Origin of the sequence: Polaribacter sp. BAL334, from assembly GCF_015767435.1 — a bacterium.
Classification (GTDB): Bacteria; Bacteroidota; Bacteroidia; order Flavobacteriales; family Flavobacteriaceae; genus Polaribacter.
This window is the reverse complement of record NZ_JADWOV010000233.1, coordinates 35,283-49,874: the sequence shown is the minus strand read 5'-3', so window position 1 is coordinate 49,874 and position 14,592 is coordinate 35,283. Positions and strand designations below refer to the sequence as shown.

General features: G+C 34.4%; 11 protein-coding genes. 8 read left to right on the top strand and 3 right to left on the bottom strand.

What is annotated here, in order from left to right; all coding sequences use genetic code 11:
- The first annotated feature begins 218 nt into the window (after positions 1 to 218).
- A complete protein-coding gene (locus IU405_RS03265) occupies positions 219 to 3,737 on the top strand; it encodes a methylmalonyl-CoA mutase family protein (RefSeq protein WP_197437181.1) in 3,519 nt (1,172 codons plus the stop codon).
- Between the two features lie 99 nt (positions 3,738 to 3,836).
- Here the strand turns inward: IU405_RS03265 and IU405_RS03260 are convergent, their stop codons facing one another.
- On the bottom strand, positions 3,837 to 4,517 hold the full coding sequence (locus IU405_RS03260) for a hypothetical protein (RefSeq protein WP_197437180.1): 681 nt from the start codon (positions 4,515 to 4,517) through the stop codon (positions 3,837 to 3,839).
- Positions 4,518 to 4,656: 139 nt separating this feature from the next.
- Here IU405_RS03260 and IU405_RS03255 point away from each other — a divergent pair, with 139 nt between their 5' ends.
- From IU405_RS03255 to IU405_RS03235, 5 genes are all read left to right on the top strand, one after another.
- Positions 4,657 to 5,877, top strand: coding sequence for a sulfite oxidase (locus IU405_RS03255; RefSeq protein WP_197437179.1), 1,221 nt, complete (start codon positions 4,657 to 4,659; stop codon positions 5,875 to 5,877).
- Positions 5,877 to 6,350 carry a monoheme cytochrome C gene (locus tag IU405_RS03250; protein WP_197437178.1) on the top strand — a complete coding sequence of 158 codons (474 nt, stop codon included), beginning with the start codon at positions 5,877 to 5,879 and terminating at the stop codon, positions 6,348 to 6,350. The genes IU405_RS03255 and IU405_RS03250 overlap by 1 nt, the downstream gene beginning before the upstream one ends.
- Complete coding sequence (locus tag IU405_RS03245) at positions 6,334 to 7,257, top strand: sulfurtransferase (RefSeq protein WP_197437177.1); 924 nt, start codon at positions 6,334 to 6,336, stop codon at positions 7,255 to 7,257. The genes IU405_RS03250 and IU405_RS03245 overlap by 17 nt, the downstream gene beginning before the upstream one ends.
- Positions 7,258 to 7,261: 4 nt before the next feature.
- Positions 7,262 to 8,137, top strand: a complete 876-nt coding sequence (locus IU405_RS03240) for a sterol desaturase family protein (protein WP_197437176.1) — start codon at positions 7,262 to 7,264, stop codon at positions 8,135 to 8,137.
- Between the two features lie 154 nt (positions 8,138 to 8,291).
- Entirely contained in the window at positions 8,292 to 9,182 is an 891-nt protein-coding gene (locus tag IU405_RS03235; RefSeq protein WP_197437175.1) for a dienelactone hydrolase family protein, read from the top strand.
- On the opposite strand, the gene IU405_RS03230 is transcribed toward IU405_RS03235, so the two are convergent.
- Complete coding sequence (locus tag IU405_RS03230) at positions 9,179 to 10,672, bottom strand: amidohydrolase family protein (protein ID WP_410896739.1); 1,494 nt, start codon at positions 10,670 to 10,672, stop codon at positions 9,179 to 9,181. The genes IU405_RS03235 and IU405_RS03230 overlap by 4 nt on opposite strands.
- A 212-nt stretch (positions 10,673 to 10,884) precedes the next feature.
- Between IU405_RS03230 and IU405_RS03225 the strand changes: the two genes are divergently transcribed.
- On the top strand, positions 10,885 to 11,586 hold the full coding sequence (locus IU405_RS03225) for an Ig-like domain-containing protein (RefSeq protein ID WP_197437173.1): 702 nt from the start codon (positions 10,885 to 10,887) through the stop codon (positions 11,584 to 11,586).
- A gap of 6 nt (positions 11,587 to 11,592) precedes the next feature.
- The gene (locus IU405_RS03220; RefSeq protein ID WP_197437172.1) at positions 11,593 to 12,453 is read left to right on the top strand and encodes a hypothetical protein; all 861 of its coding nucleotides are present in this window, start codon (positions 11,593 to 11,595) and stop codon (positions 12,451 to 12,453) included.
- Positions 12,454 to 12,473: 20 nt separating this feature from the next.
- Here the strand turns inward: IU405_RS03220 and IU405_RS03215 are convergent, their stop codons facing one another.
- On the bottom strand, positions 12,474 to 14,429 hold the full coding sequence (locus IU405_RS03215) for a YgiQ family radical SAM protein (RefSeq protein ID WP_197437171.1): 1,956 nt from the start codon (positions 14,427 to 14,429) through the stop codon (positions 12,474 to 12,476).
- Positions 14,430 to 14,592 lie beyond the last annotated feature (163 nt).

The window sequence follows — 14,592 nt, the reverse complement described above, 5'->3', positions numbered from 1 at the left end:
AAAACAGTATTTATGTATTTTAAAATTCATCAATAAGCATGCCATTTAAAGATGAAAATGATTGATTAAATACATCCTAAAAGTACGGAAACAATCTGAAAATAAAAATATCTCTGAATCGCTTTACAAAAGAATTAACAGTTAGCAATCAATAATAATTGTAATATTTTTTTGAAAATTCTGTAAATTGCACACCTAAAATCAAGCTTTTTTTACGAATGGAACAAATACAACCTTACAAACCTCAACATAAAATCAGAATTGTTACTGCAGCTTCCTTATTTGACGGTCATGATGCAGCCATCAATATCATGCGCAGAATTATTCAAGCTACTGGAGTAGAAGTCATTCATTTAGGTCATGATAGAAGTGTGGAAGAAGTGGTGAATTGCGCTATTCAAGAGGATGCGAATGCGATTGCCATGACTTCATATCAAGGAGGACATATGGAATATTTCAAATATATGTATGATTTATTGCAAGAAAAAGGTGCTGGACACATCAAAATTTTTGGTGGTGGTGGAGGTGTTATTCTTCCTTCAGAAATCAAAGAATTGATGGAATATGGAATTACCAGAATTTATGCTCCTGATGATGGTAGAGAATTAGGTTTACAAGGGATGATAAATGATTTGGTAATGAAAGCCGAAAGCCCATCCCTAACCCTTCCCAAAGGGAAAGGAACTGATGCTGGAAAAGTTTGTAATGAAGATGGTGATTGGTTATTGGAATTAGGGAGTGATAAAGTTTTAGAAAACTTAAAAAACAAAAATGTAAACACCATTGCAAGATTAATTTCTTTGGCAGAAAACAATCATGAAGCGTTTGATAAAATTTTTCAAATAGATTGGAATTCCTCCTCTTTGGGGAGTTTGAAAGGAGCTTCTTCTCCCGTTCTTGGAATCACTGGTACAGGAGGTGCAGGAAAATCTTCTTTAGTTGATGAATTAGTTCGAAGATTTATAATTGATTTTCCAGAAAAAAGCATTGGAATTATCTCTGTTGACCCTTCAAAAAGAAAAACAGGTGGTGCACTTTTGGGCGATAGAATTCGCATGAATGCCATCAATAATTCAAGGGTTTATATGCGTTCTTTGGCAACACGTCAATCTAATTTGGCTTTGTCAAAATATGTGAATGAAGCCATTCAAGTACTGAAAGCAGCTGAATTTGATTTGATAATTTTAGAAACCTCTGGAATTGGACAATCTGACACCGAAATTATTGAACATTCTGACACTTCTTTGTATGTGATGACGCCCGAATTTGGTGCTGCAACACAGTTAGAAAAGATTGATATGTTGGATTTTGCAGATTTGGTTGCCATCAATAAATTTGACAAAAGAGGTGCTTTGGATGCGTTACGTGATGTGAAAAAACAATTCGTTCGCAATCACAATTTATGGGATATTCCTATGGACGATTTGCCTATTTTTGGTACTATTGCTTCGCAATTTAATGATCCTGGGATGAATTCTTTGTACAAAGCTGTGATGGATAAATTGGTGGAAAAAACTGGGACTAATTTGAAATCGGACATGAAAATCACCAAAGAAATGTCTGAAAAAATCTATGTCATTCCGCCAAATAGAGTTCGATATTTATCAGAAATTGCGGAAAATAATCGTTCTTATGACCATAAAGTAGATGAGCAAGTTTTGGTGGCTCAAAAATTATATGGCATTTATCAAACGATTCTTTCTATTACAAATATCGAAATTCAAATTACCAAAACTGGTTTGAATGCTGATGAGATTCTGTCTCTCGACTGCGCTCGAGATGACAAAGAGTTTATCAAATTATTACTTGCTCAATTCGAAAAAGTAAAACTGCATTTGAATCCTTTCAATTGGGAAATTATTGTGGGCTGGTCCGCAAAAATGCAATTGTATAAAAATCCTGTTTATACGTTTAAAGTTCGTGACAAGGAAATCAATATTGAAACTCATACAAAATCATTGTCTCATTCTGATATTCCAAAAGTTGCCTTGCCAAAATATGGTGCTTGGGGAGATATTTTACGCTGGAATTTACAAGAAAATGTACCTGGAGAATTTCCATACACAGCTGGTTTATACCCATTTAAAAGAACTGGAGAAGACCCAACAAGAATGTTTGCAGGCGAAGGTGGTCCAGAAAGAACCAATAGACGTTTTCATTATGTGAGTTTGGGATTGGATGCAAAACGACTCTCAACCGCTTTTGATTCGGTTACTTTATATGGAAATGACCCTGGAAAAAGACCTGATATTTATGGGAAAATAGGAAATGCAGGTGTTTCAATTTGTTGTTTGGATGATGCCAAAAAACTGTATTCTGGTTTTGATTTGAGTCATGCAATGACCTCTGTTTCTATGACAATTAATGGCCCTGCACCTATGTTATTGGGCTTTTTTATGAATGCTGCCATTGATCAAAATTGTGAAAAATACATCAAAGAGAATCAATTAGAACATCTTGTTGAAGAAAAGTTGAAAGCTTTGTATGATGATAAAAAATTAGAAAGACCACAATATCAAGGAGATTTGCCTGAAGGAAATAACGGTTTGGGATTGTTGCTTTTGGGTGTTACTGGAGATTTGGTATTGCCATCAGAAGTGTATCAAAAAATCAAAAATGAGACCTTATCACAAGTTAGAGGAACAGTGCAAGCAGATATTTTAAAAGAAGATCAAGCACAAAATACCTGCATTTTTTCAACAGAATTTGCCTTGCGTTTGATGGGAGATGTGCAAGAATATTTTATTGAAAATCAGGTTCGTAATTTTTATTCTGTATCCATTTCTGGCTATCATATTGCAGAAGCTGGTGCCAATCCAATTACACAATTGGCATTGACATTGGCAAACGGATTTACATACGTGGAATATTATTTGTCCAGAGGAATGAATATCAATGATTTTGGTCCGAATTTGTCGTTTTTCTTTTCAAACGGAATTGATCCAGAATATGCAGTCATTGGAAGAGTTGCTCGAAAAATTTGGGCAAAAGCGCTCAAAAATAAGTACGGAGCCAATTCCAGAGCGCAAATGTTGAAATACCACATTCAAACTTCAGGTCGTTCTTTGCACGCACAAGAAATTGATTTTAATGATATCAGAACAACTTTGCAGGCTTTGTATGCGATTTATGACAATTGCAATTCGCTTCACACAAATGCGTATGATGAAGCAATTACCACTCCAACAGAAGAATCTGTACGAAGAGCTATGGCTATTCAGTTGATTATCAATAAAGAATTGGGTTTGACAAAAAATGAAAATCCCATTCAAGGAGCATTCATTATTGAAGAATTGACAGATTTGGTAGAAGAAGCTGTGTTGCAAGAATTTGACAGAATTACAGAAAGAGGAGGCGTTTTAGGAGCGATGGAAACCATGTATCAGCGTTCCAAAATTCAGGAAGAAAGTTTGTATTACGAAACGTTGAAACACAATGGCGAGTTTCCAATTATTGGCGTAAATACCTTTTTGAGTTCAAAAGGTTCTCCAACAGTGTTGCCTGCAGAAGTCATCAGAGCTACTGAAACTGAAAAACAATATCAGATCAAAACAAAAGAAAATCTGCAAAAAAGTTATCATTCAGAAAGTCAAAAGCAACTTGATATACTCCAAGAAGCTGCCATCCAAAATAAAAATTTGTTTGAAAAACTGATGGAAGCTACCAAAATTTGTTCTTTAGGACAAATTACAGAAGCGCTTTTTGAAGTGGGTGGTCAATATCGACGAAATATGTAATCATATTTAAGACACTAGTATCAAGATCCTTTATAGTAAAGCAAAAAAAAGGCAACAAAAATTTAGATTCTTGTTGCCTTTTTTAATTGATGAAATTTCTTATGATTTTGTAGTTGGCAAGTGAATTCCTTTTGTTATTAAAAAAGTTCCCATAGTCATTAACCATAAAACTTTAATATGAAAAACAGGTTTATAAATTTCAAAATTATCAGGAATTGATAAAATGATTCCCATAGCCAAAAATCCTAATATCATTGTAAACCATCCTAACCAAGCACTTAGTAGTTTCCATTTTATAAATGCATAACCTAATAGTACCAATCCAACTCCTGAGAAAATTCTACCAAAACGTAAAAAACAAGTCACATATTGATTGGTTGATAAAATACTATCCATAAAAACAGTGACTTCCTCCGGATTTAATCCTGCTGTTTTACCAACGCCCCAAGCACCAAAGTTGTAATAAAAAGCATTGGCAATCGCTAAGGTAAAAGTTCCTACAATGACCATTCCTATTCCCGGAAACACCACCACTCGATAAGGTCTACCTGATGTTAACGATAGTAAAGCAAACATTGAAATTCCCATAGTAACCCATCCAAAAATATGAATACGATACATCCAAATCCAATACCAAACACTTTCACCAATTTTTGTGAAATCCGATGCAACTATGTATTCTCCAATATGATGTGGAGACAAAGCCCAACCAAACCAAAGCAGAACAGCTGCTAAAATAAACGCCCAACCAGTGAAGCTAGTTTCAAAATTTTTTTCCATTATTCTCATAAATTAATTAGTTAATTTTATAATTCGGTAATATTAAAAGTATTTCTTCTATCTTTATGTAACTAATGTTACATATAGCAATAATAATTCGTATTACATTGGCAACGTATTTACAAAAACCATTAATCCATTGAAAAGAAGAACTTTTGTAAAAAATGCTGTTTTGGGTTCATTTGCAGCAATTATAGGGACTGAACTAGTGTTTGGCTCAAAAATGCCTTATGGATATACTCCATTAGCGCTTCAAGAAACGGACCCTTTTAAACTATTCAACAAAAACAAAGAAATGGTAGTGTTGAATGATAAGCCTTGGAATATTGAAGCCCAAGCTCACTTATTAGATGACAAAATAACTCCTAATTCATCCATGTTTATCAGAAATAATGGTTTGGTACCTGAAAATATCAATCCAAAAAAATGGACATTAACCATTGATGGAGAATCTGTAAAAAACAAAAAAACATACACACTCGCTGAGTTAAAATCAAAATTTCAACAACACACCTATCAATTAACCATTGAATGCGGTGGAAATGGGCGAAATGAATTTGATCCTCCTGCAAAAGGAAACCAATGGACAGTAGGTGCTGTGCATTGTGCTTCTTGGACAGGAGTTCGTTTGCGAGATGTCTTAGAAGATGCTGGCATTAAAAAAGACGCGGTATATATTGGATTTCATGCGATAGATCAGCATTTAAGTGGCGATCCTAAAAAAGAACCGATTTCTAGAGGTTGCCCAATGTTTAAAGCACTTCAAGACGAAACTATTTTAGCTTTTAAAATGAACGGAGAAGAGATTCCGTTAGCTCACGGATATCCATTACGTTTGGTTGTAGGTGGTTGGCCTGCATCCGTTTCTGGAAAATGGATCAATAGAATCAGCGTTCGAAACATCGTTCATGATGGTGAAAAAATGACAGGTTCTTCATACAAAGTTCCTTGTAAACCAGTTGCCCCAGGTGAAAAAGTGAAAGACGAAGACATGTGCATTATTGAATCAATGCCTGTTAAATCAATCGTAACCTACCCAAAAACAGGCGCAACCCTTAAAAAAGATAGCTCTTTAAAAATTAGAGGTCATGCTTGGGCTGGGGAATTAGAAGTTACCAAAATGGAATACTCCATTGATTTTGGCGCAACATGGAAATCTTGCACCATAGAAAAACCTGTAAATCGGTTGTCTTGGCAACATTTTTCAGCTTCAATTAATTTTCCAAAAGCAGGTTATTACGAAGTTTGGGCAAAAGCAACAGATGCGAAAGGAGTTTCGCAACCCATGTTGACTCCTGGTTGGAACCCAAAAGGATATTTAAATAATGCCTGTCACAGAATTGCCGTTAAAATTGTATAATGAGTACGAATAGTGAATTTCAAAAAAAAATAAAAAAAGCAGAGAGAACAGCCTACATCGCTACTGCTTTTTCCTTTTTGGCTTCTATTTTATTGCTTTTTACGGTATATGATCCCACTTTTTCTGTATTTGGTAAAAAAGAAGTAACTCCTATTTATACAGAGGTTGTTGAGGATGAAGATAAAATTGAAAACGGAATTCATCTAAGAACAGGATTAATAGATGCTGAAGGTTTAATGACGGTGGTTAACAATTGTACAAACTGTCATTCTGCAAAATTAGTGACACAAAACAGAATGAACGCTGAGCGCTGGAACGCTACTATTAAATGGATGCAAGAAACTCAGAACCTTTGGGATTTAGGTGCAAATCAAGAGATTATCGTAAATTATTTGACTACGAATTATCCTCCACTTAAAAAAGGAAGACGAATGAACTTAACAAATATTGATTGGTATGATCTTAAGGAATAGCCTTCTTTTAGTTGTTTTGGTTTCATTCGCATGTAAAAAAGCAACAATTAACGATGAATCAACTCATATAAATTATCTCATAAATGCTAGTGAGTTAAACGCTATTATCCATCAAAAAAATATAAAAATCATTGATTTTAGGGAAAAATACTTTTACGATCAAGAGCACATTGTAGATGCTATCCATTTATGGAGAACTGCTATTGAAGACACTTCTTATCCGTATAATGGCATGATGCCCACTGCAAAACAACTAGAAATTCTTTTTGGTTCATTAGGAATTTCAAATGAAGATACATTAGTTGTGTATGATAATAATGGATTATGTGAAGCAGCAAGATTGTGGTGGATATTGCAAAATTATGATTTTAAAAACATCAAAATGCTTCAAGGAGGCATTGAAGGTTGGAAAGCAATAAATGGCAGAGTAACTCAAGAAGTCCCCAAAAAAACAATAACCGAATTTACGCTTTCTAAAAATCCGAGTATGAAATATGCTATTTCAAAAGAAGAAGTAGTAACTGCTTTTTCAAAAAAAATTATTTTAGTAGACACAAGATCGTTTGATGAATTCTCAGGAAAGCAACAAAAAAAGGGAGCTTCAAAAGCAGGAAGAATTCCAAATAGTATTCATATTGATTGGGCTGAAGCCATCAATTTTCATGGAAATCAAGAACTAAAATCCGTAGAAACTTTAGCAGAATTTTATGCTAAAAAGTTGAAAGCAACAAAGAATGATTCAATAATTTTGTATTGCCATAGTGGAGTTCGCTCAGCACACACCACTTTTGTTCTTACTCAATTATTAGGATATAAAAATGTGAAAAATTATGATGGCTCTTGGACAGAATGGAGTTATTTTAATGATTTACCCTTTACTAATGACAGTTTAACAACAATTAATTAAAACAATGGGAGAATATTTAGAAATTTTTATGAACACAGTAACAGGAATGGCAAAATACCAGTGGAAACAGGTTATTTTTGATGTTCCATGGGATCGAAATTGGTTTTGGGGCCTTACAATTGTCTCTTTAGTGGTTTGGGGATTAGAGTTATTATTTCCTTGGAGAAAATCACAAAAAACATTTCGAAAAGATTTTTGGCTGGATTGGATGTACATGTATTTTAATTTTTTCATTTTCCAGATTGGTTTGTATGGTATCTATACAATACTAGAAAATGGATTCAATAAAATTGGCATTACCTCTACTTCTTTTTCTTTATTCGAAAAAGACGCATTACCAACATGGTTATTTATCCTTATTTTCTTTATTATTAATGATTTTGTACAATGGTTTACCCATGTTTTATTGCATCGTTACCCATTTTTATGGAAGTTTCATAAAGTACATCATTCCGTAAAAGAAATGGGCTTTGCAGCTCACCTACGTTACCATTGGATGGAGAACATTTTGTACAAACCTTTAAAAACGTTGGCAGTCATGATTTTGGTTGGAGCTGAACCTGATCAAGCCTTTTTTATTCACTTTTTCACAGTAATCATTGGACATTTAAATCATGCAAATATTAAAATTACGTGGGGAGTTTTCAAGTACGTTTTAAACAATCCTGTCATGCATTTATACCATCATGCTTATGTATTACCAGAGGGAAGATATGGTATGAATTATGGAATTAGTTTAAGTTTATGGGATTATATTTTTAAAACAGATTACGTTCCAGAAGATAGTGGCACCATCGAAATTGGTTTTGAAGGTGATGATAAGTTTCCTCAAAATTTTATTGATCAAAATTTATACGGATTTAAAAAAGGACAAAAATAAGAGTAGTCCCCCTACTATATTTCAAGACGTTTAAGAAATTCTTAAACGTCTTTTTTTATGTATCAATATCCCTTTTTCAAACAAATTTTAAAATCAAATTCCTCTATTTTTTTAGTTATCTTGGCAACATAATTTAGTTTGAAATTTTAGTTTTATGAAACAACTCACCAAAGAAGACATCAATCAAGAAGTTTTTGATTTATACGATGATTATGCACACAGCAAAATTACCAGAAAAGAATTCTTAGAAAAACTCTCGCTTTATGCAGTAGGTGCCATAACTTTGCCTGCTTTGTTGAGCTTTATTTCACCCAATTATACCGATTTTATTGTTGTCAATGAAAATGACCCAAGATTGAATTCAGGCTACATTTCTTACGATTCTCCCAAAGGTGGTGGAACCATCAAAGGATTACTTTCTATGCCAAAAGATGCAAAAGCCAAATTACCAGGCATCATTGTAGTGCATGAAAATCGAGGGTTGAATCCGTATATTGAAGATGTGGGCAGAAGAGCTGCCATTGAAGGTTTTATTTCATTGGCTCCAGATGCATTGACACCTTTGGGCGGTTATCCAGGAAATGACGATGATGGAAGAGCGATGCAAAGCAAACGAAATCAACAAGAAATGTTGGAAGATTTTATTGCGGCATTTGAATATCTCAAAAAACATCCCAATTGCAATGGAAAAATTGGTGTTGTTGGTTTTTGTTTTGGAGGATGGATTTCGAACATGATGGCAGTAAAACTTCCTGAGCTAAAAGCTGCTGTTCCATATTATGGCAGACAAGCTGCTGCAGAAGACGCCAAAAATATCAAATCGCCTTTGTTGTTGCATTATGCAGATTTGGACAAAAGAGTGAATGAAGGTTGGCCAGCCTATGAAAAAGTATTGAAAGAAAACAACGTTGCCTATGAAGCTCATTTTTATCCCAACGTAAATCATGGTTTTCACAACAATACCACTCCACGTTTTGACAAAGCAGCTGCTGATTTGTCTTGGGAACGAACCATTGAATTTTTTAATACCTATTTGAAAAATTAATCTTGAAAACCAGGCTGTTTTAATTTCCAATTCAGCTTGGTTTTTTCAGCATCCACCATTTTTTTAACATCTGCTAACAATTTTTTAGCGTCGTAAATAATGCCATCTTTTATGGTGTATTTTACGCCTCCAGCTCTAATTACTTTATTGTCCTCTGTTAAACGAACAGCTCCTGTACCATATAACACTTTTAAATTTTGTAAAGGATTTTCTTCAACAATCACAAAATCAGCCAATTTACCAATTTGAACAGAACCAATTTTATCTGCCCAACCCAATGCTTCAGCACCATTTAAGGTGGCTGAACGAATAATTTCTAACGGATGAAAACCTGCTTCACGCAACAATTCTAATTCTCGAATATACGCAAACCCATACAATTGATAAATGAATCCTGAATCAGAACCTGTTGTAACTCTGCCTCCTCTATTTTTATATTCATTAATGAAAGTCATCCATAATTGATAATTCTTTTTCCAAGCAACTTCTTGTTCAGTTCCCCAATCATGCCAATAAGACCCATGTGAAATTTTGCTAGGTTCGTAAAATTTCCATAAAGATGGTAAGGTATAATCCTCATGCCATTCTGCCCTTCTGGCTTTGTGCAAATCTCTACTTGCCTCATAAATATTGAAAGTTGGCACTATCGTAAAATCCAACGAAATCAATTCGTTCATCACTGAATACCAATGTTTTGAATATGGTTTTGCTGCTTGTTCCCATAATTTTCCAGCTTCCTCAAAACGATGTTGTTCGTTTTGATAATTATAGTCTAATGGATAATTTTGAACGGTTTTATCCTCAAACAACGCTTCTGGCAAACCATACCAATGTTCCATAGTTGTTAAACCTGCTCGTGCAGAATGCAACACATTCCAACGTGCAACACTCAATTGTGCATGATGACACGCTGAACCCAAGCCTAACTTCTTATTTTCCTCTAAAGCTGCTTTCATAATTTGTGGTTCTGCACCAAAAAATTTAATGCCATCTGCTCCTTTCTTAGCGTTCTCTCTTACCCATTCTATGGCTTGTTCTTTGGTTGAAATCGGACTTTTTGCTCCCTGTCCAAAACCAGTGTATCCAAAAATTCTTGGGGCTATAATTTCATTTTTTTCACTTTTTCGCTTCAAATCATTTACTTCCTCAACGCTTCTTCCACTGGGCTGTCTAACCGTTGTAATTCCGTGAGCCATCCATAATTTGAAAACGTATTCAGGGCTGGCTCCTTGTGCATTTCCACCAACATGACCATGCATATCTACAAATCCTGGCAACAAATACATGCCATTCGCATCCAATTCTTTGCCGCCATTTTTCAATTTTGGTCGGCTTTTTTCGTCAATGGCAACTCCTGGAAAACCCACCACTTCAATGGCAACAATTTTGTTGTTTTCCACCACAATATCTACAGGCCCAATAGGTGGAGCTCCATCTCCATTAATCAACGTAACGCCTCTGATAATCATCTGATTGAAAGGACCTTCCATTATATTATTTTCTTGGGAATATAAATTTACAATTGAAGTAAAAAGTATAATTAAGAATAGTTGTTGAATTTTCATAAAATCGATTTTAATTTTTAAATGTACTTAAAAAAATGAAACCAATAAAATAAATAAAAATCTTACTCCCCTTTTTTTGTTTTGTAATGATGTTTGTTTTACATCGACATATACATTAATTATATACATCCAATTATATGAAAAAACTAAAAATAGTTCTTATCACAATAATTCTGAGTTTTAACTCTTGTATTGATGAAGATATCATTAATGATTCAGTTCCTGAAGAAGTAAGAATTATCAGCAGTTTTACTACTTTAAAAGTTGGAGAAATGGCAACTTTAGAAGCATCATTTTTTAATAATATTGGTGAAATTGAAGATAACTCTTTTATCTGGAGCAGTTCAAATCCCAGTGTTTTGTCAATAGATGCAACAACATCAAGTATTTCAGCAAACGTAGAAGGTACTGCAATAATCACCGTAAAAGCAATTGGAAAAACTGGAGATTTAACTGACTCACAAACAATTGAAGTTGTTGCAGATAATTCAATTAATATTGACACCCCTAAAAAAGGTACCTTTTCAAAAACAACTTCCTATAAAGCTGCTGGAGATTTTGAAATAACAAAAACTTCTAACGGAATTAAAATTGAATTGGCTAGCAATTATGTGGCAGATACTAGTCTGCCAGGATTTGCATTGTTTCTCACAAATAACCCAAATTCATTGGCAAATGCCTTACAAATTGATGCATATGACGATGCTGATGGCGCTCATTATACAGGTGCATTTACTTATAATATTGAAAATGTTGGCTTGAACGATTACAAATATTTGGTACAATGGTGCAGACCATTTTCAATTCTTACAGGAAAAGCATTAATTATAGATAAATAACATACTATGAGACAATTACACGCAATTATTGTTGTTGCAATACTACTTTTCACTCAAAAAAGCCAATCACAATGGACCAATGGAAAAGGAAAAGCGTATTATAAATTGGCTGCTTGGTCTTTGGTGGCGGACCAACATTACACAAATTCAGGACAGATTGATCCAAATGCCACTCGTGGTAATTTTACCATGAGTTTTTATGGTGAATATGGTTTGACAGATAAATTGGATATCATTTCCTATGTTCCATTTTTTACACGAATTTATCAAAATGCGCAAGTTTCAGGAATTACAGGAAATGTGCTACAAGAAGGAGAATCCTTGAATGCTTTTGGAGATTTGGACATTGGAGTTCGCTATTTGTTATATAAGAAAAAGAATTTGTCATTTTCAACCACGTTGAAATTCGGATTACCCACAGGAAAAAATTCGGGCGGAAGTGATGGAAGTTATCAAACTGGAGATGGCGAATTCAATCAATTATTGACTGTTGATGCTGGAATTTCCTATCAATTATTTCAAAAACCGAGTTATGCCAAAACATTTATAGGCTTCAATAATAGGACTCAAGGTTTTTCGGATGAGTTTCAATACGGATTTGAATCAGGCATCAAACTTTTTGATAAACTATGGGTTTTAGGCAGGTTGCATAGCGTTAATTCATTGCAAAATGGTACTTTGACAGCTCAAAACACGCAAGGAAGTATTTTTGCCAACAACATAGAATATGTGGCTGTTGGTGGAGAAGCTGCGTATTATATCACCAAAAAATTTGGTGTAACCTTGAATTATACATCTGCCATTTCTGGAAGGATTATTTATGCAAATCCGTCTATTAGTGGAGGTATTTTCTTGGATTTGAAATAGAAATTCAAATGTAGAAAAGATTACCTTTTCTTACCCTCAATGCGTTTTACTTTCTTTCGTTTATTAAAAGGAATCGCATCATCAAAAGTATGTTGCGCAGTTGCGTGAACAGTTTTATTCTTTTTCCAAGAATTATTTTCAGGCAATAGTATTTTCAGCAAATCTTGTCTACCAACTTTATTCAGCGTATTTCGAATCCAATCCTTGTTTTCTTTTTTATACCAAAAAAAGAATTTGTGTTGGTCTTCTTTTTCCTTTTTTGTTTTCGGAGTTTTTACTTCTTTTAAGGTATATGGATGATAACCAGAGTAATAAATCACAGTTGCCACTGTCATTGGAGTTGGTGTAAAACCTTGCACTTGTTCCAATTGAAAACCCATATTTTTGGTCTCAGCAGCCAAGTTTGCCATGTCTTCTACCTCACTTGCTGGGTGACTTGAAATAAAATACGGAATCAATTGCAAGTTCAATTTATTCTTGATATTGATTCTGTCAAAACGTTCTTTAAATTTATGAAAATAGGTAAAGGAAGGTTTGCGCATCAATTTCAATACATTATCAGAAGTATGCTCAGGAGCTACTTTCAATCTACCAGAAACGTGTTTGGTCATTACCTCTTCTGTATAGGCATCCAATTCTTTTGGATCTGCATTTTTATTGAATTCAGGCACCAACATATCATGACGAATGCCACTACCAATAAATGATTTTTTAACTTTTGGATGTTTGTCTACAGCTTGATACAACTCCGTTAACGGTTTGTGTGAAGTATCTAAATTGGAACAAATCACAGGTGAAATACACGAAGGAGCAACGCATTTGTCGCAAATTTCCTGCACTTTTCCTTTCATTTTATACATGTTTGCAGAAGGCCCACCAATATCCGATAAATACCCTTTAAAATCAGGCATATTTGCCACCTTGTCTACTTCTCTTAAAATAGATTCCTGACTTCTGCTGGCAATAAATTTTCCTTGATGTGCAGAAATGGTACAAAAACTACAGCCTCCAAAACATCCTCTGTGAATATTGATAGAGAATTTAATCATTTCATAGGCCGGAATTGGACCTCGTTTGTCATATTTTGGATGTGGTAAACGTGTGTAAGGCAAATCAAAAGACCCATCAATTTCAGCTTCAGTCATGGTTGGAAAAGGCGGATTGATCATCAGCATTTTATTGCCTACTTTTTGAAATATACGTCTGGCTTTCAGCTTGTTAGATTCCTGTTCAACCACTTTAAAATTAGAAGCATAGGCTTTTTTATCTTTCAAGCAAATTTCATGCGAACTGATTTCAACATCTTCCCAATCATTCACCACAGGAATTTTTTCTTCTTTAGGATTGATTAAAAGCGCTGTTTGTTTGATGTTTTTCAAACTAGAAAACGGAACACCTTTTTGTAATAACGTTACAATTTCACGCAAAGGCTGCTCTCCCATTCCATACACCAACATGTCTGCTTTTGAAGTTTCTAAAATGGTTGGCATCAGTTTGTCAGACCAATAATCATAGTGTGTAACTCTTCGCAAAGAAGCTTCAATACCACCAATCAAAATAGGAACATCAGGAAATTTTTCTTTTAAAATATTAGAATACACTGTGGTTGCATAATCTGGTCTAAAACCAATGTCACCATTGGGCGTATACGCATCTTTATCACGTCTTTTTTTGCTGGCTGTATAATTGCTCACCATTGGATCCATACAACCCCCTGTTGCTGCAAAAAACAAACGAGGTTTGCCTAATTTTTCAAAATCTTGCAAATTGTCATTCACATTTGGTTGAGGAACAATCGCAATTCGCAATCCATAACTTTCCAAAATTCGTCCAATTACAGCAGGCCCAAAAGAGGGATGATCCACATAAGCGTCTCCACTGAATAAAATCACGTCCAATTCTTCCCAACCTCGGAGTTTTACTTCTTTGTTGGTCGTTGGCAGCCAGTCTGTTAATTGTAATTTTGTTGTATTCATATTGCGATGCAAAAATAAGGCAATTTTGATAACAACATTCATCTTAGTATCAATTTTTCTGATGCTGCATAAAAATCCATTGATGCGTCATTTTATAGTCGAAATCTTTTTAACAAAATATTTATTCAAAAATGAGGATTAGTTTTGTAGTTTTATGAGCTAC